The sequence below is a fragment of the Streptantibioticus ferralitis genome (genome assembly GCF_029223525.1).
Taxonomy (GTDB): Bacteria; Actinomycetota; Actinomycetes; order Streptomycetales; family Streptomycetaceae; genus Streptantibioticus_A; species Streptantibioticus_A ferralitis.
On record NZ_JARHTQ010000011.1, the window covers coordinates 153551 to 171426 of the forward strand.

Annotated in this window: 9 protein-coding genes and 1 pseudogene; 8 read left to right on the forward strand and 2 right to left on the reverse strand. The window is 68.4% G+C overall.

Annotation, left to right across the window (positions count from 1 at the left end; translation table 11 throughout):
- A pseudogene (locus P2L57_RS19015) lies at nucleotides 1–1039 on the forward strand (transposase); the annotation flags it as partial.
- A 131-nt stretch (nucleotides 1040–1170) separates the two neighbouring features.
- Nucleotides 1171–1644 (forward strand): transposase family protein, encoded by a 474-nt coding sequence (locus tag P2L57_RS19020; protein WP_275816027.1) that lies wholly within the window; start codon nucleotides 1171–1173, stop codon nucleotides 1642–1644.
- A gap of 53 nt (nucleotides 1645–1697) precedes the next feature.
- Here the strand turns inward: P2L57_RS19020 and P2L57_RS19025 are convergent, their stop codons facing one another.
- Both P2L57_RS19025 and P2L57_RS19030 read right to left on the reverse strand, forming a co-directional pair.
- Nucleotides 1698–2495: an SDR family oxidoreductase gene (locus P2L57_RS19025; RefSeq protein ID WP_275816029.1), complete on the reverse strand. Its 798-nt coding sequence runs from the start codon at nucleotides 2493–2495 to the stop codon at nucleotides 1698–1700.
- Entirely contained in the window at nucleotides 2495–2722 is a 228-nt protein-coding gene (locus tag P2L57_RS19030) for a hypothetical protein (protein WP_275816032.1), read from the reverse strand. The genes P2L57_RS19025 and P2L57_RS19030 overlap by 1 nt, the downstream gene beginning before the upstream one ends.
- A gap of 919 nt (nucleotides 2723–3641) precedes the next feature.
- Here P2L57_RS19030 and P2L57_RS19035 point away from each other — a divergent pair.
- From P2L57_RS19035 to P2L57_RS19060, 6 genes are all read left to right on the forward strand, one after another.
- The gene (locus tag P2L57_RS19035; protein WP_275816034.1) at nucleotides 3642–9056 is read left to right on the forward strand and encodes a type I polyketide synthase; all 5415 of its coding nucleotides are present in this window, start codon (nucleotides 3642–3644) and stop codon (nucleotides 9054–9056) included.
- Between the two features lie 424 nt (nucleotides 9057–9480).
- Nucleotides 9481–10440 carry an ABC transporter ATP-binding protein gene (locus P2L57_RS19040; protein WP_275816036.1) on the forward strand — a complete coding sequence of 320 codons (960 nt, stop codon included), beginning with the start codon at nucleotides 9481–9483 and terminating at the stop codon, nucleotides 10438–10440.
- On the forward strand, nucleotides 10437–11210 hold the full coding sequence (locus tag P2L57_RS19045; RefSeq protein WP_275816038.1) for an ABC transporter permease: 774 nt from the start codon (nucleotides 10437–10439) through the stop codon (nucleotides 11208–11210). Before P2L57_RS19040 ends, P2L57_RS19045 begins: the two co-directional genes overlap by 4 nt.
- A gap of 5 nt (nucleotides 11211–11215) precedes the next feature.
- On the forward strand, nucleotides 11216–12034 hold the full coding sequence (locus tag P2L57_RS19050) for an ABC transporter permease (RefSeq protein ID WP_275816040.1): 819 nt from the start codon (nucleotides 11216–11218) through the stop codon (nucleotides 12032–12034).
- Between the two features lie 36 nt (nucleotides 12035–12070).
- The gene (locus P2L57_RS19055; protein WP_275816042.1) at nucleotides 12071–14407 is read left to right on the forward strand and encodes an amino acid adenylation domain-containing protein; all 2337 of its coding nucleotides are present in this window, start codon (nucleotides 12071–12073) and stop codon (nucleotides 14405–14407) included.
- Nucleotides 14404–17865, forward strand: coding sequence for a condensation domain-containing protein (locus P2L57_RS19060; protein ID WP_275816044.1), 3462 nt, complete (start codon nucleotides 14404–14406; stop codon nucleotides 17863–17865). Before P2L57_RS19055 ends, P2L57_RS19060 begins: the two co-directional genes overlap by 4 nt.
- Nucleotides 17866–17876: the final 11 nt, after the last annotated feature.

The following is a 17876-nucleotide window of genomic DNA, read 5'->3' on the forward strand; positions in this document are numbered from 1 at the left end:
GTGCAGGCTATCGGATTGCGTCCCAAGGTTCAGGTCAGTGCCGATGGTTCGGGGGCGGTCGGGCATGCTGGGGCACAGTTGCTGGCGGATCTCGCTGATGCCACCGGGCTGACCTCCGCGTACTCACCGCGCTCAGACCGCTGCGGCCTCGCGGGACCGGACACGATCCTGGACGCATCGCCACCGACCTGGCGGTGATGCTCGCCGACGGCGGCGGGACCATCGCGGACCTGGCCGTGCTGCGGGACCAGACCGAAGTGTTCGGCTCGGTCGCCTCGACACCAACGGCCTGGCGGCTGCTCGCCGACATCGACGAGCGGACACTGGCTTCTGTGCGCTCGGCCGGCGCCCATGCCCGGGAAGCCGCCTGGCTGCAGGCCGCCGAACACGGTGAGGGCATACCCGCAATCCGGGCTGCGGGACGCATGCTGCCCGGCCTCGTCCTGGACCTCGACGCCATGCTGATCACCTGCCACTCCGAGAAGGAGCAGGCCGCACCGACCTACAAGGGCGGTTTCGGGTTCCACCCGCTGCTGTGCTTCCTGCCCAACACCGGCGAGGCGCTGTCCGGCCGTCTGCGGCCCGGCAACGCCGGCGCCAACACCGCGAGCGACCACATCACGGTGCTCGACCAGGCACTCGCACAGCTACCCGACGCCCACCGGCACGGCACCGACATCCTCGTCCGCACCGACAGCGCTGGATCCGCGAAAGCCTTCCTTGCCCACGTCCGTGGCCTGCGGGAACGAGGAATCCACACCTTCTTCTCGGTCGGACACGCCATCACCGAGCCGGTCCGCCGCGCCATCCGGGCCCTGCCCGACTGCCTATGGCATCCGGCCTGGACCAAGACTGGACGCTGCGCGATGGCGCTGAGGTCGCCGAATTGACCGGCATGGTCGATCTGGACGGCTACCCGCCAGACACCCGCATCATCGTGCGCCGCGAGCGGCCGCACCCCGGAGCCCAGCTGTCCCTGTTCGACCAGGTTGAGGGGCTGCGGCATCAGGTATTCCTCACCAACACCCCGCGGCCATCACCCCAGGGCCCCGGAGTGTTCCCGGGATGGCCGGTTTGACCTGGTGATCGTCGGCGAGGCCCCAACGTGAAACGAGCACGGCCGCCTGTGGATCATGGAGTTGTCTACGCTTCAAGATCCGCAAGGTTGCCGTGCTCGTCGCTCCATCATCGCTCATCTCGCCGGCGTCCAGCGCCGCCCCCTCCCTCACATCCGCCCTGCCGCCGCGGCCTGTCGTGCCGGAGGGACTGCTCGGCCGCCTGGCCCAGGTGCCCGATCCCCGGGATCCGCGCGGGGTGCGCTACCGGCTGGCCACCCTGCTCGCGATCGGGGTGTGCGCACTGACGTCGGCAGGCCACAACTCCCTTGCCGCAGTGGCGGAATGGGCACGCCGGCTGGGTCCGGCCGAGCTGCAGCGGCTCGGCTGCCCCTTCAACCCGATCACCGGCCGCTACCGGGTGCCCGACGAAGGCACCCTGCGCGAGGCCTACGCGAAGGTCGACCCGGCCGCGCTCACCGCGGCGGGATACGAGCGCTTGGCCCCATGGCTCGTGCTTGCTTTCCTGCCCGCTGGACCGATTCGTCGCACGGGCCGGCGGGACGGATCTCTGGAGTCCTCTTGGTGACAGTACGGCATCCCCTCGCAGTGGAGCAGGTTCCGCACCCGACACCCCCGGAATCACGGGAGACTGAACCCACCGTCTACGTGCAGATGCACCCCGGTGATCCAACTGGCGGCCCGGCTGCTGAGAAACAGCGCCGCATCTGCCACATCCTTTGGAGTGCCCAGTCTCCGCAGCGGAACTTCGTCCGTGAAATCACGGAACGCCATGCTGCCGTCGGACATCCCCAGCATGTTCCTGGCAACCCCCTCGGTAGGCACAGGCCCCGGCCCCAGGGAGTTGACTCGGATTCCGTATTCGCCCCACTCGCGTGCCCAACTGCGGGTCAGTGAAAGAATGCCCGCCTTCGCGGCGCCAGCATGGGAGTACTGCGGGAAGCCGCGCTCAGGGTCCGGCACGGTGATGTTCAGGATGGATCCTCCACCCGCCGCCTTCAGTTCTCCCACACACGCCCGGGTGACATTAAAGGTTCCTGTAAGGTCAATATCAACGACCGTGGAGAACGCCCTCAGCGTCATCCTGTCCGCGGCCATCCGAAAATTCGCGGCCGCATTGTTCACCACGATCGTGAGTTTCCCAAAGAGGTCAAGCAGACGCTCACGCGCGCTGTCGACGGCAGAGGGATCCCTTACGTCGCAGCCGAATGTGGCACACGGGCGCCCCGTCCGCTGTGCGACCAGGGAACTGGCGGCTTTCAGTCGTTCTTCGGAGCGCGCGGCGATGAGGACTTGGCATCCATGTGTTGCGAACTTCTCCGCGATCGCCAGCCCGAGCCCAGAGGACCCCCCAGTGACCAACGCGACTTCGCCAGCCAACGCCTGACGTGAGAAGATCGGTTGCGATTGGGCGTCCATCAACCACCGGCCACGGGGGACTCAGGGACTGCCGACAGCGGCACCGTCGCCACCAGGTTCCGAATGGTCGCCTCCTCGTAGAGGATGCGGGGCTTCACTTCGGCACCCCACTCCTCGCGAATCCAGTTCATCACCTCAGCCGCGATGCCCTGTTCGGGGTAAGTAATTGGCCTGACTTCACCCGTCACCTCTACCGCGTCAGTGCGGAAGGCACAAACGGCCGTCATCAGGTGAGGTAACGAAACTAACGGGACAGTTATCGAAGTAGCAGCCATGTGGGTGACCTTTACACGCAGTACCAGACCGAACAAGATAAAGGCGGGAGTTGACGGTGTAGGGAGTTGTGTCCGATTGATCCGCTTATGCTGGCTGTCGCTAAGGTACGGCATATTCGCACGCCTCTGCATGAACGACTGCCTATGGTTGCGCGCCGGAGCTCGCAAAGGGGCCTCGGATGGCCGGTGATCGGAGGCTGCCCAATCAGGCGGTGTTTGTCAACTCCTATTCATCGTTGACTAGTTGCAGGTGGGCGGACGCCGGGGCTTCTCGCAAGAAGATCGTTGACTCTCCCTCGACGGCCACGTACGTTGAACCGGGCCAGGTAACGGGGAGCGCTTAGCGTTGCCAACTGCTCATATGGAGACGGGGCGGCAACGGGCATGCGCTTGAGGCGGCTTGCTCCTTGGGGCTCTGGAATCAATTCGTGTTGATGGTTGAGGGTTCATCCATCGAGCAGGCGACTTCACGGCAAGTCAGGGGGAACACGTGCCAAAGCAAACATTCACCAGGTAATCGAAGGGTGATGGCCAGGGCCCCGGAGCGTTCCCGGGATGTCCGGTTTGACCTGGTGATCGTCGGCGAGGTCCCGACGTGAAACGAATACTAGAGCCGGAGATCTTGAAGTGAGTGGGTGGCGGGGGGTCGGGCCCAGTTGCGGAGGTCGGCTGGCAGGGGGTCGCCGCGTCAGCGGTAGTGGCTGACCAGGGCTCTCGTCTGATGCAGGCGAGCGTCCCCCCTCTGGCCGACCCGGTGCTCCCACGACATCCTGGGCCGCGCCCCTCGCCCGTCCGAAGAACAACGCCTGCGGGTGACCGCGCACCGCAGGGCGACATGTCGGCAGCTCGACCGCCAGGACTGAGGTACACCATGAACGATCTCGTAGAACCCATCGCGGTTATAGGCATGGCCGGTCGATTCCCCGGCGCTCACAACATCGAGCAGTACTGGCAGAACCTGTGCGAAGGACGGGAGTCCATCCACTTCCTCGCCGATGACGAGCTGCGGGCGGCCAGAGTGCCCGCCGCCGCGATCGCCGACCCCGACTACGTGAAGGCCGTGGCGCTCGCCCCGGACGTCGACAAGTTCGACGCCGACTTCTTCGGGTTCACGCCGCGGGAGGCCGCCGTGTGCGGGCCACAGATCAGGCTGTTTGTTGAGGCGGCACACGGTGCCCTGGAGAACGCGGGCTACGACCCGCAGCGTCTCACCGACGTGGGGGTCTTCGGCTCGGCCGGCGTCAACCGTTATGCCGACCAGGCCGGCCCGAGCCACCCCGGCGAACTGCGCAGCGCCTCCGGCATGTCGATCGATGTACTCAACAACCCGGACTACGTCGCCACGCTTACGTCCTACACCCTGGGCCTGCGCGGCCCGAGCATGTCAGTGCAGACGGCCTGCTCCAGTTCCATGGTCGCCACCCACCTCGCCGTCCAGGCACTGCGCAACGGCGAGTGCACGCTGGCCCTGGCAGGCGGCGCCGACGTGGAGTTCCCCCTGGGACACGGGCACTGGTGGGCACCTGGCAGCCCGCTCACCAGGGACGGCCACTGCCGCCCCTTCGACCGGGCCGCCAGCGGCACCATCTTCGGCAGCGGCGTCGGCGTCGTCACGCTCAAGCGGCTGGAGGACGCCGTAGCTGACGGAGACCCGATCCGGGCAGTGATCCGCAGCATCGCAGTGAACAATGATGGCTCCGACAAGGTCGGGTTCAGCGCTCCCAGTGTCTCCGGCCAGGCAGCCGCGATCGTCGAGGCCATGATGCTGGCGGGCGTGACGCCCCAGCAGATCTCCTATGTGGAGGCGCACGCCACGGGCACGCCGCTGGGCGACCCGATCGAAGTGGCGGCGCTTCACCAGGCATATCGCGACCTCGGCCACGACGGTGGGGAGACGGCGAGTTGTGCGCTGGCCTCCGTCAAGGGCAACATCGGACACCTCGGCCACGCAGCCGGAACCGCCGCTCTCATCAAGGCCGTGCTCAGCCTGGAGAACGAGCAGATACCGCCGAGCATCAACGTCACCGACCTGAACCCGAAACTGGGTTTGGAGCAGTCCCCCTTCTACGTCAACGACGTGCTGCGCCGATGGGACCGCGTGCTCGGCCGCCCGCGCATGGCAGCCGTCAACTCTCTCGGTATCGGCGGCACCAACGTACACGCGGTTTTGGAGGAAGCGCCCGCCCGGCAGCCGACCACTGCCGAGGACCGTGCCCGCATCGTGGTGTGGTCTGCCCGGACCGGCCAGGCCGAGCGTGCCTACCGGGCCAGGCTGGCGGACCATCTCGGTCGGCAGAACGGGGAGGGCTTCGCGGACACTGCGGCTACCCTGCAGCATGGTAGGTCGCCGCACGGGGTGCGTGCTGCTGTCGTCGCCTCGCGCCCCGACCAGGCTGCGGCCGCCCTCACAGGCACCGCCAATGCCCCACGCGTGATCACCGGACCCGGAACCGCCCGGACCCCACGCCCCGTCACCTACGTGTTCCCCGGCCAGGGATCCCAGCATGCCGGGATGGCCGCGGGGCTGCACGGCTCCGAGGCAGCCTTCACCCGTGCCTTTGACGAATGCCTCGACCTGCTCGACACGCACGGGCTCACTGTGCGGACCACGTGGCTGAACGCGACAGACGACGAGCAACTGCAGGACACGGCCATCGCCCAGCCCCTGCTGTTCGCCACGGGATACGCGCTCGCCCAGATGTGGTCGGCCTGGGGCGTGACGCCGCACCAGTTACTCGGCCACAGCGTCGGGGAACTGACGGCGGCGACCATCGCCGGTGTCCTCGACCTGCCCGACGCGGCCCGTCTCGTCGCCGCGCGCGCCCAGGCTGCAGCGGCCGCCCCGCCTGGCGGGATGCTCGCAGTGACGGCCGCGGCGGAGGCCCTCGTGCCGCTGCTCCCCGAGGCGCTGCAAGTCGCCGTTGTCAACGGCCCCCGACAGACGGTCGTTTCCGGGCCGGAGGACGTGCTGCAGGAGTTCGGCGTGGCGCTTGCGGAGCGTGGCATCAACGCCCGACCTGTGCTCACCTCCCACGCCTTCCACAGCCGGTCCATGGCCGCCGCCGCTGACTGCTTCGAGGCCGCGTTCTCTGGTGTCGCGCTGCGCGCGCCCCGTATTCCGGTGCGATCGGCGATGACGGGCCGCCTGGTGACTGACGAGGAGGCCACCAGCCCCGGGTTCTGGGCGGGGCAGCTCGCCCAACCTGTGCTCTTCGGCAAGGCTATCGACGAGGCGCTCGCCGACCAGGACCAGATCCTTCTGGAAGTCGGGCCGGGCCGGACGCTGACCAGCGTGGCGGCTCAGCACCCGAGCGTCGCATCCGGGAGGAGCCTGGCGCTTGCCACCCTGCCGCACCGCGGCGAGCGGCGACGGGACGAGTGGGAGTGCGCGCTGAACGCGGTCGGCGTCCTGTGGACCGAGGGCCACACGATCGACTGGGATGCAGTCGACCAGCAACGGCCGGTGCGGCGGACTGCGATACCCGGATATCCGTACGAACGCGTCCGCCACTGGCTGGAGACACCCGCCCCGACAGAACACGGAGATGCACGGGACACGGAGGCGATCGTCCACGCCGGCGCAGACCGCTCGGAACCGTCCAGGCACGACGACACACCCCCGACGGCTGACGTGTCCCCGTTCACGACCCTGGCCTGGGTTGAGGACCCACGCGAATCCGTGCCCGCTGACCGCCGGGACGAGCCAGCCCTCGTCCTGCTCCCGCCGGATGACGGGCGGGCACTCGACCTGATGGCAGCCTGTCAACGAGCAGGCCTCCGCGTCCTCCCGGTGCGCGCCGGGGAGGCGTACGAGGAGTCCGCTTCCGGCTTCCGCGTCCGCCTCGACGAAACAACCGATATGGATCGGCTGTTCACCACGCTGGCCGGACGAGGCGTCTGTCCCCGCATCCTCGTCCATGCCTCGACGATGGGGCCTTGGGAGGCTCCGACCACAGCCAACGCCGCCCACCAGCTTCGCGAGACCTTCCACAGCGCGCTGTCCCTCGTCCAGCACGCAGCCCGGCGTTCCGGGGCCCAGGGCGCGCCCCACCTGCTCGTGGTCACCGACCGCTCTGTCGATGTTACAGGCGGGGAGTCGACCGACCCGGTCAAGGCAACCCTGCACGGCTTTGCGAGAACGCTGGCTCTGGAGGAGCCCGCCGCCGCGTGCAGGGTGATCGACCTCGGGGCGAACGTGCCCGAGGACGAACTCGTCGAGGAGATCAGCCGGTTCGACCGGAGCGAGATCTTGGCGCTGCGCGGAAGCAGGCGCTGGATCCGCACGGAGCGGCCGTACACCCCGAAGACCGCCGCAGCCGGCCAGGTGCTGCGGCGAAACGGCGTCTACCTAATCACGGGAGGCCTCGGAGGGCTCGGCCTGGAGACGGCCAAGGGCCTGGCACGCACCGGGCTGCGCCCGCGCCTGGTGCTGGTCGGCAGGACGGCCGTACCCACGGGCGAGACGTGGCAGCAAATGCTGTCCGACGGGGACAATACAGCGATCCGGCTGCGTGATGGTCTCCAGGAGCTAACGGCAATGGGCGCGAACGTCAAGACGGTGGCCGCCGACGTCGCCGACCCCGCAGCAGCGCGCCGCGCCGTGGCCGAGGCCGTCGCGGCATTCGGCCCCGTCAACGGAGTGTTCCACCTCGCGGGTGTCCCCGGGGACGGCATGCTCCACTTCCGCACCGCAGCGGAAGCCGACGCAGTGTTCGCGCCGAAGGTGCTCGGCACCCTGGCACTGGCCGAGGCCCTTGCCGACCAGCAGCCCCTGGACCTGTTCGTGGCGTTCTCTAGCACTGCGGCGCTGCGCGGGCTGCGTGGGAGCGGCGATTATGCGGCGGCCAACGCTTTCCTCGACGCCTGGGCCGGGTCGCCGGCGCCCTCCAGCACCCGTTTCCTAAGCATCAACTGGCCGGCTTGGCACACCGTCGGCATGGCTGTGCCGGGAATGGCCCGCTCCGGCCCGACTCCGAGCGGCCAGAGGACCTGGACCACGGTGCTGACACCACAGACCTGCCCGCTGCTGGACGAGCACCGGCTCCGGGGCGATGCGGTGTTGCCCGGCACAGCCTTCCTCGACTTCGTCATCCGGGCGTTCCGATCCCAGGTGCTGGGCGGTGAGGCGGGGCCGGTACGCCTGGACGAGGTCGCGTTCCTGCGACCGCTGCTGGTCAGGGAGCAGCGCACCATGGAGATCGGCTTCGTTCCCGCGGACGGTCACTGGGAGTTCGTGGTGCGTTCCTGCGACCCGGCCGAGCCGGACGGCTCATTCTTGACCCATGCTATGGGCAGGGCGACGCGTGGCTCCGCCGCGGGCCGCACCGTCGATATGGCCGGCCTGAAAGCACGGTTTGCCGGGCCACAGCCACGTCCAAAACCCGGGATTGCTCGGCAGTTGTTCACCTGGGGGCCGAGATGGGACAACATCACCGAGATTCGGAACGCGGACGCGGGCAACGAGAAGCTGCTGCGTCTCGGGCTGCCGGCGGAGTTCGCCGGGGAGGAGACCGAATACGAGGTGCATCCGGCACTGCTTGACACCGCGACGTCCTTCGCGCGCACCCCGGAACACGACGAGCCCCACATACCGTTCCTCTACGGCTCCATGACGGTACATCAGCCACCGGTCGGCGAGTCCTACAGCCACGTCAGGCTCCAGGAGAGCACAGCGGAGGGGCTGCTCAAGGCAGACGTGGACCTCTTGGCCCCGGACGGCCGGATCCTGGTGGAGGTCACAGGATTCACCATGCGGCGCGTGGATCCGCACGCCGATCTCCTCGAGGGCCACACCGGGCTACAGGCCGAGCCGGGCCGGACGCAGAACGATCCGCCTCCCACGGACGACGTCCCGGCCACCAGCGTGGAGGGGATCGCCCCCGAGGCGGGGGTGCGACTGCTGATGGACCTTCTGGGATCCCGGACCTCGAACCAGGTGGCCGTGGCTCACCACCGCAACGGCCAGCCGGTGCACATGACTGCCAGCGCCGCGGCCCCAGCTGCGCCCTCCCAGCCGAGTGTCGCGAGCGCCGTGACCGCGCCGCCAGCTGGCAAGACCCTATCGGTCGAGGAAGAGCTGCAGACGCTGTGGACCGGTGCCCTGGGAATGCCAGAGATCGGTCTCGACGATGACTTCTTCGACCTCGGCGGGAGCTCCTTGACGGCTGTGGAGCTCATGACCTGGATCCGGGACCGCTTTGCGGTCGAACTCAGCATCGCCACGCTCTTCGAGTACCCGACGCTGAGGATGCTCGCGGACCACCTACACTCGCTGGGGGCCTGGTGACCGCCACTCTGAACTGCGACGTACTCGCATCCGTGATCGAACTACCCTGCCCGGAGTGGAACCGGCTGGCGAGGCAGGACGTCTTCTACGCCTCCCACGAGTGGCTGACCATGGCCGAGACAGAGGCCATCGGCGAGCGTGCCTACGTGGTGTTCAGCGGCGGCTTACGCCTCGTCGCTGCGGTGCGTGCTCGGCGCCGACGAGGACTGGCTAGCCCCGGAGCCCTCGCCGCGGGACTGGTCGGCACTGACCGACCGGCCACCGTTGCACGCGCGGGTGCCGGGTGGACATCCCACCATCGATACCAATTCGGACTTGGTCGGACGGCCGTTTGGCGACTGCTCGGGCAGGGGGGCACGGGCGGCTGGGAGGACCGACGGGGTGCAGGAATGAAAGAGGTTGAGAAGCAGATGGGAGTTGCCGGATGACCGACCTGGCGGTGGAGGTACGCGGACTGCGGCGGGTGTACCAAGCACGACGGGGTGCGCCCGAGGCACGGACCGCACTCGATGGGATCGACCTTGATGTCGTTCCCGGCCAGATCCACGGCTTGCTGGGTCCGAACGGTGCAGGCAAGACCACCCTGGTCAAGATCCTTTCCACGGTGTTACTTCCCACCGAAGGCACGGCGCGGGTGCTCGGCTATGACGTGGTGGAGCACCGGCAGGACGTGCGCACCAGGATCGGTACCGTGTTCGGCAGTGAACGCGGCCTATACGCACGGGTTAGCGTGCGCCGTAACCTACTGTTCTGGGCCAGCCTGTACGGTCTCAGCGGCCGCGTGGGGCGGCACCGCACCGAGCAGCTGATCGAACGGGTCGGCCTCGCCGAACGGGCCGACGACCGGGTGGAGGAGCTCTCCAAGGGCATGGTGCAGCGGGTACACCTGGCCCGTGGCCTGATCGGCGACCCGCGGATGGTGTTCCTCGACGAGCCGACCACCGGCCTCGATCCGGTGGCTGCGCTGGACTTCCGCGCGCTGCTTGGCGAACTGCTCGCCGAGGGCCGCACCTTCCTGCTCACCACCCACGACCTCGACGAGGCGGCCGCGCTATGCGCCGAGGTAACCGTTATCGACCGCGGCACGCTGCTGATGACCTCGAACGTCCGAGATGTCGGCCGCAGGCTGGCCGCCCCTGACCGGGTCGACTTCGATGCCGAAGACAATATGGTGCTGGAGAAGCTGCGCGGCAGCGGACTGGTGAACGGGGTGAGCGAGCTCGACAAGCCGGGCCGCTACCGTGCGGAGGCGACCTCGAAGGAGTCGCTCACCTCCGTGATTAGGCTGCTCGCCGACGAGGGGATCACCTCACTGAGCACCTCGCCGCCGACGCTGGAAGAGGTCTACCTGCAGTTGGTCGGTGACCGGGGGATGGCGGTATGAACATCCTTCGAGTGATCGCGGCGTCCTGCCGGATGCAGGTAGCAGAGACGCGCAGGGTACCGGCGCAGATGCTCATCCTGGCGACCAGCCCACTGTTCGCCGCGATGTTCCTGTCCGTCATGAAGCGCAACGGCGACCCCACCGTGCTGACCAATGCGGTGTTCGCGCCGGCGCTGATCTCGCTGTGGTTCATGTCCCTTGATCTCGGCGGCGGGATGATCAGCAACGAGCGCTGGCAGGCCACTTTGGAAGGTCTGATCGGCTCCCCGTCGCGACTGGGCGCCGTGGTGTTCGGCCGGATCATCGCGGTAGTTGGGCTGGCCGCGTTGACCTTCGTTGAGTCCTATGTCATGGCCAGGCTGGTATTCCGGATGGACGTGCGGATCGTGCACCCGCTGGTATTTGTGCTGACTCTCGTGGTCACGCTGTTCGCGATGGCGGGTACCGCGACCGCGCTGGCTGGGCTGTTCGTGCTGTCACGCAACGTGCTTCTGTTCCAGAACTCGATGACTTACCCGTTCTACATCTTGGGCGGGGTGTTGGTGCCGGTGTCGCTGCTGCCGTTCTGGGCGCAGCCGGTCACCAGGGTGTTCTTCCTGTCTTGGTCCTCGGACCTAGTACGGGCTTCGATGCGGACCGACGCACCTGGGTGGGCATGGCAGTTGGCGGTGGTAGCTGTGCTGGGTGCGGCTGGACTGGTCGGAGGTCTGGTGCTGATCGAACGGGTGGTACGCCGGGTCACCGCGACCGGATCGGCGGCGATGGCGTGAGCGGGATGAATCAAGCGCCGACACACAGATTCTGGCTGCCCAACCGCGGGGTGCTTGTCCAGTCGATCGCGCTCGGCATCGCCGAGTTCCGCACCTTCTACACCTTGCGCGCGTGGCTGGCGGGCTGGTTCGTGCGGGTGCTTGCCCAAGTGGCGTTCTTCGCGTCCATCGGGCTGCTGTTGCATTCTAAGGATCAGGTGCGATACCTGCTGGTCGGCAATGCAGTGGCACTGGTCTGCCTGGAAGCCACCGTCGTGGTGCTCACGATGGCAGCCGAGCGCTTCCAGGGCACCCTGGAACTACTGGCGACCAGCCCCGTGGGCCCGGTCACGGTGTTGCTTGGGCGCGGACTGAACTGGGTGCTGACCGGTGTTGTCTCCTCTGCGCTGACGCTCACTCTGCTGTTGTTGGTGTTCGGGCAGACACTGTCGGTGCCCGGGCTACTCGGCTGTCTGCCAGTACTGCTGCTTATCGGGCTCACATCACACTTCTACGGCAGCGCGCTCGGCGCCATCACGCTGCGCTTCCCCCGCGTGGAGTGGATGGTACTGAACGTCGGCTTCATGATGCCGATGACGCTGTCTGGGGTGAACGTGCCGGTGTCGTTCTGGCCGACGCCGCTGGCGGCACTGGCTCAAGTATTTCCGGTCACCCACGGGCTTGCAGCGATCCGCACCATCCTGAGCGGCGGCAGCATGTCCCACGCGCTCGGCCAGGCTGCTCTCGAGCCGATGGTCGGGATGGGCTGGCTAGTGATCGGCGCACTGCTGTACCGACGGATGGTGGAGAGCTCGCGTCGGCGCGGGTCTCTCGGCCTGTTCTGACTCTCCAACCACCCGCGACCAGAGAGGAGCATGCGCGTGCAGCCACCTGTCGCCTGGAACGAAACCAGCGTGCCGTTCCGCAAGAACGCGGTGGCCACCGACCTGATCGCCGAGGCAGTGGCACGCACCCCGGACGCGGTAGCGATCATCTCGCCGGAGGGGGCGGCACAGACCTACGCACAGGTGTGGGACGCGGCCACTCGGATTGCCGGGCTGCTGGCCGAGGAGGGCGCCGGGCCCGGCCAGTACGTTGGCGTGGTCGGCCACCAAACCGAGCACACTGTGATCGGCATCCTCGGCGTCACGTTGTCCGGCGCTGCCTATGTTCCGGTCGATCCTGGCTGGCCAGTGCGAAGGCAGGCGAAGGTACTCGCCGCGGTCGGTGCCCGATGGCTGCTGGCGGGAGAGGCCGACTTGTCCCTGCTGCGAACCCTGACTCAGTACGCGCCGACGCTGCGAGACGTCTTGTTACTCGATGTTCCGGACGAGCAGGCCCCTTACGGGCTGCCCCGCGAGGACGTGCGCGCCATGTGGGACTCCGTGAGCCGATCCTCCGACCCGCTGCAAGCGGCCGGGTTCAACTTGGACGGCGGCCGGACGTACTCCACAGAGGAGGTGGACGCCTACGCCGACCACGTCGCTGGGCTCGTACTGCGTGACAAGCCGGACAGTGTGCTGGAGGTCGGGTTTGGCTCCGGCCTCGTGCTGCGGCGGGTGGCTCCCGAGGTGGGCTTCTACGCCGGGGTCGATCCGGCGCCCTCCGCGGTGGACGCCGGGCTGGTGCTCGCCGAGGAGCAGTCGCTCCTGGTGGACCTGGTGGCTGGGTTCGCCGACGACGTGGCCGCGCTCGGCTTCGGCCCGGTGGACGCCGCAGTCCTCGCTTCCACTGTTCAGTACTTCCCCGACCGCCGCTACCTCACCGCTGTGCTAGCGCAGTTGGCCTGCGCGGTGCGTCCCGGCGGCCAGGTCACGCTGGCCGACCTACTACCTACCACTGCGGACGCTGGCGCGCCCGCCGAACTGCTGCGATTGGACCCGGACTGGCTTCGCGGTCTTGCTGGTACCGGAGGCTGGGCCGAGGTGGAGGTGTTGGAGCGTACGGAGGTGCCGGGGCTGCCCGCAGAACTGGCCGAGCGCTACGACGTGGTACTCCACCGAGCCTCCGACGGCGCCGAAATCCACGAGACCGCCGCCCCGGTCGCTGGACCGGACGGACCCCGGCTATGGACTGGTCACCACGTGGCCGCGCGGCGGGCTGAGCCGCTGGGCCAAAAGGCAGGCCCGGACGACATCGCTTACGTGATCTTCACGTCCGGCTCGACTGGCCAGCCGAAGGGTGTGGTGGTCGGCCACCGGTCACTGGTGAATCTGATCGAGTGGGTGAACCGTGAGTTCGGGGTCGGGCCAGGTGATCTGCTGCTGCACGTCACTTCGTTCGCGTTCGATCTCTCGGTATACGACGTGTTCGGGGTGCTTGCGGCGGGTGGCACGCTGCGGATGCCGGGAGACGTGGCGGTGGGCGAGCCCGCCCGGCTGGCCGCGATCCTTCGGGAGGAGCCAATCACGTTCTGGAACTCCGCCCCTGCCGCGCTGTCCTGGGTGTTGCCGTTCGTTCCGGTGGCCCAGGCGGAAAGCCCCGCTCTGCAGAGGATTTTCCTGTCCGGCGACTGGATCCCATTGTCAATGCCGGACGAGATCAGGGCACGGTTCCCCGCATCGTCGCAAATCATCTCGTTGGGCGGGGCGACCGAGGCGACGGTGTGGTCGAACTACTACCGGATCGACGAGGTGGACCCAGCCTGGCCAAGCATTCCTTACGGCAAGCCGATGCAGAACGCGCGTTACTACATGCTGGATGAGCAGTTACGCGAGGCTCCGATCGACGAGCCAGGCGACCTGTACATCGCCGGTGACTGCCTCGCCCTCGGCTATCACGACGATCCGGACCTGACCGCAACCAAGTTCTTGCCCGATCCGCTGGCGGACGACCCTGCCGCGCGGATGTATGCCACCGGCGACCGGGCTCGCTGGCGGCCGGACGGCGAGATGCAGTTCCTGGGCAGGCTCGACCATCAGGTGAAGATCAATGGATACCGGGTGGAACTCGGTGAGATTGAGGCCGCCATGGCCGCGCATCCCGAGGTGCGGGCTGCAGTTGTGGTGGCGGTGGACGCGACAGGAGGGCGGACATTGGCTGGCTTCTACACCTGCAGGGCGGCTGAGTTACCCGCCGCCGCACTGCACGCCGACCTCGCAAACCGGCTGCCCCCGTACCTGGTGCCCGCCACACTGCGGCCGCTCGCCGCGTTGCCGCTGACCTCCAACGGCAAGGTTGACCGAGCCGCGCTTGCCGCCATGGCGGTGGAACGATGAGGGCGGGCAAGGTAGTCCGGGCAGCCTGGGCGGCAGCGACGGGCCAAACCGGCACACCGGACGACACCCGTTTCCTGTCCGCAGGCGGCCATTCGCTTGCGGCGGCGCGGCTGGTGGCCCGGCTGCAGGAGGAGCTCGGTGTCGAGTTGCCCCTCGCGGTGTTGCTGCGCGACGACCCGACCCTCACCGAACTGGTCGAGCTAGTCGAGACACGGGCATCGGAGGGAAATGCACGCCTCGTCGCCGCGGCCGGGCGTGTAATGGCCAACGGGCAGCCAGGCGAGGCTCGTTCAGCTCCGGCGGGGCCAACGTTGGGCAGGTTGTGGGTGTGGCACCAGCTGCACCCGGAATCCCCTGCCTACAACGTGGTCCGGGTGATCGAGGTAGCCGATCAGATACGGCCCGCCGCACTGCGGGCGGCGCTCGCCGATCTTGTCGAGCGGCACGAGGCGCTGCGCTGTGCAGTCATCCAGCCGACGCCGGGGCGGCTCGAGGTGCTGGTCGGTGCGCCAGTGCCGGTGCCGCTATCGGTACAGGTGGTGCGGTCGCCGGACCCCGCGGCACTGGACTCGGCACTACGGAAGGTCACCGAGCAGGCGCTGCCGATGGACCAGGCTCCGCTGTGGCGGGCCGGCATGGTTTACGTGCCGGAACTCAGCCGAAGCTGGCTCGTCCTAGTGCTGCATCACGTGATCAGCGATCTGCGCGCAACCGATGTGCTGCTGACCGAGCTGGCCGCAGCGTATGACGCCAGGCTGGCGGGCAGCGTGCCCGATCTAAGCGATCCGGCACCGAGTTTGCTCGCACACCTAGAGCATGAGGCCGCCCAGGTCGGGTCGGCGCGCTGGCGGGCCGACCTGGCCTGGTGGGCGGGCCAGCTCGCGGGTGCGGAACCTCCCGCCCCGCTGCCGCTGTGCACCCCGCCGGACCCACCGACCTACCAGGGACAGGCCGACGCTGTAGAGCTGTCCTCGGCCGAGACTGCGAAGGTGGCGGCCACGCTGCTGGCCACGCAGCTCACTCCAGCTGCGTTCTTCCTCGCCGCCTCAGTCGCGGTGTTGTCCGCCTGGACCGGAGGCGAGAGGCCAGAAGTGGTCGGTCTGCCGAGCGTGCGTCGAACGCGCCCTTCCGAGGAACGACTGGTCGGCTTCCTTCTCGACACGCTGCCGTTGCGGCTGGCCACTCCCGCCGAGCTGGCGTTCACCGGCCTCTGCGAGCAGATCCGCACCGGCTACCTGGAGGCAGCCGAGCACAGCCTGCCGCCTTATAACGAGGTGCTTCGTGTGCTCAACCTGCCGAGGACAGGCGAGGCGAGCCCGCTGATCCGATTGTGGTTCAACGATCTCACCACGGCGAGCTGCCCGGAGGCATTCGGCGGCGCGCCTGCCGTCGAGTACGACCTGCCGCCGTCCGCTGCGCTGTTCGAGGTGAACCTGTACCTGCGGCTGACCTCGGACGGGCGCTACCGGCTGCACCTGGTAACCCCGGCTGGCGCGATGGAGCGGGCGGACGCCACCGCATTGCTCGACCAGGTGCGGGCCGCCGTACTGCGGGCCGCTGCTGATCCGGCCGCCCCGCTGCACGAGGTGCTCGCCACCGCGCCGCGCCCCGTGGAAGGGGCACCCCCTGCCAGCACCGCGCTACCCGCAACGACCAGCGAGCTGCTGCGGCGGTGGGCCGACCGGGCTCCGAACTCGGCTGCACTGGCCGACTCGGCCGGCGTGCTTGACTACCGGGCCCTGGACGCCGAGGTAGACCGAGTGGCAGACACGCTCCCCGCCGGTGCGAGGATTGCCGTGCCAGCCCGGCGAGATCGCGTGTTCGTAACCCGGTTGCTCGCCTGCTGGCGGGCCGAGGCCGTGCCGGTCCTGGTGGACGCGGGCTGGCCGCAGCAGCGCAGGGCCGCCGCACTCGCCGCTGCGGGCGCGACCTCGGCGTTCGACTGGACCGGAGACGGCAGCGCACAACCACTGCCCGGCGCGGCTACAGAGCGAGAGCCGGTGGGACACGTATTGTTCACCTCGGGCAGCACCGGCACGCCGCTCGCCGTCGCGGTGCCGCCAGGAGCAGCCGAGTATGAGCTGGACGTGCTGCGCGAGCGGTACACGATCGGGCCGGGCGACCGGGTGTCATTCCTGTCCGGCGCCGCGCACGACGTGGCGCTGCGCGACGTAGTCCTTCCTCTGCGAGCCGGTGCGACCGTGTGTATCCCGCCCCAAGAAGTGTCCGCCGACGCGGCCGCCGTGCCAGATTGGCTCGCCAAGAACAGCGTGACCGTCGCCAACGCGACCCCGCTTCTGCTCGGCCTCGCGTTCGGGCTCACGCCTCGGCGGCTAGATGCGCTTCGCCTTGTGGTGTGCGGCGGCGCGCCGCTGTCCCGCACCACCGCCGAACTCGTCCGCACTTGCGCACCGGCGGCCACCCTGGTCAACGGCTACGGCTGCACCGAGACCCCGCAGCTTGTCACAGCTGAGGAGTTCACCCCTGGCCAGCCGCTTCCCGCCGGTGGCATACCGGTCGGAACGACGATCAGCGACCGCAGGGTGGCACTTCGCTCCGACCCCGCCGACGCCTCCGAGCAACCAGTGGGTAGGCCGGGCGAGGTCTGGGTAGCCGGGCCAAGGATAGCGTCCGGCTATCTCGGCACCGAGCTGTCGCGGCGGTACACGGTGGACAAGGCTGGGGTGCGCTGGTTTCGCACCGGCGACCTGGCCAGGAGGGATGCCGAGGGGCGGCTGCACCTCGCTGGCCGGACCGACCGGCAGGTGCTGGTCAATGGGCACCGGCTCGCGCTCGACGAGGTCGAGCTTATGGCCCGCGCGCTGCCGGGCGTGTCCGACGCCGTGGCCGCCGTAGTCGGCATGCGAACCAATGGCGGGGACAACGTTGGTGAGAGCCTGCGGCTGTGGGTGCGCCCTGGCCCTGCCACCCGGCTGACTGGTGACGATCTGCGCAGGGCGTTGCAGCAGCGGCTGCCAGCCGCCGCGGTACCGGCACGGGTGCTCGTGGTGGACCGGCTACCAACCACCACCAACCTCAAGGCCGCGGTCCCGGACGAACTGCCCGCACTGCCACAAGACGCCGCCCCCGACGAGCGGCTCCGGCTGATCGCCGAGTCGATCGCCGGTGGCCCGCTTGACCCGACGATGACGTTCTTCGCGGCAGGCTTCACCTCAGTGTCGCTGCTACAACTCACGGCCGAACTGGCTGCGGCGATCGGACGGCCGGTGCCTCCTGTGGTCCCGTTCCGCTACCCCACCTTGCGAGCACTGTCCAACTGGTTGACAGGCAACGTTCCCGTGCCCGCACGGACCACCCAGGACCGGCCGCCTGCCGAGGTGCCATCGGCACCGTCGGTACGGCATCGGCTGCGGCAAGGCTCGGCACAGGCCTTGCGCGCCGCCCGGCTGGCGGCGCGAGCCCGGTTGTCCGCTCCATCCGACGAGGAGCACGGATGATGCGTCAGGGC

Coding starts and splice junctions, on each gene's coding strand:
- P2L57_RS19060 (WP_275816044.1), top strand. CDS start 14,404: ATGAGGGCGGGCAAGGTAGTCCGGGCAGCCTGGGCGGCAGCGACGGGC.
- P2L57_RS19035 (WP_275816034.1), top strand. CDS start 3,642: ATGAACGATCTCGTAGAACCCATCGCGGTTATAGGCATGGCCGGTCGA.
- P2L57_RS19045 (WP_275816038.1), top strand. CDS start 10,437: ATGAACATCCTTCGAGTGATCGCGGCGTCCTGCCGGATGCAGGTAGCA.
- P2L57_RS19025 (WP_275816029.1), bottom strand. CDS start 2,495: ATGGACGCCCAATCGCAACCGATCTTCTCACGTCAGGCGTTGGCTGGC.
- P2L57_RS19050 (WP_275816040.1), top strand. CDS start 11,216: ATGAATCAAGCGCCGACACACAGATTCTGGCTGCCCAACCGCGGGGTG.
- P2L57_RS19030 (WP_275816032.1), bottom strand. CDS start 2,722: ATGACGGCCGTTTGTGCCTTCCGCACTGACGCGGTAGAGGTGACGGGT.
- P2L57_RS19040 (WP_275816036.1), top strand. CDS start 9,481: ATGACCGACCTGGCGGTGGAGGTACGCGGACTGCGGCGGGTGTACCAA.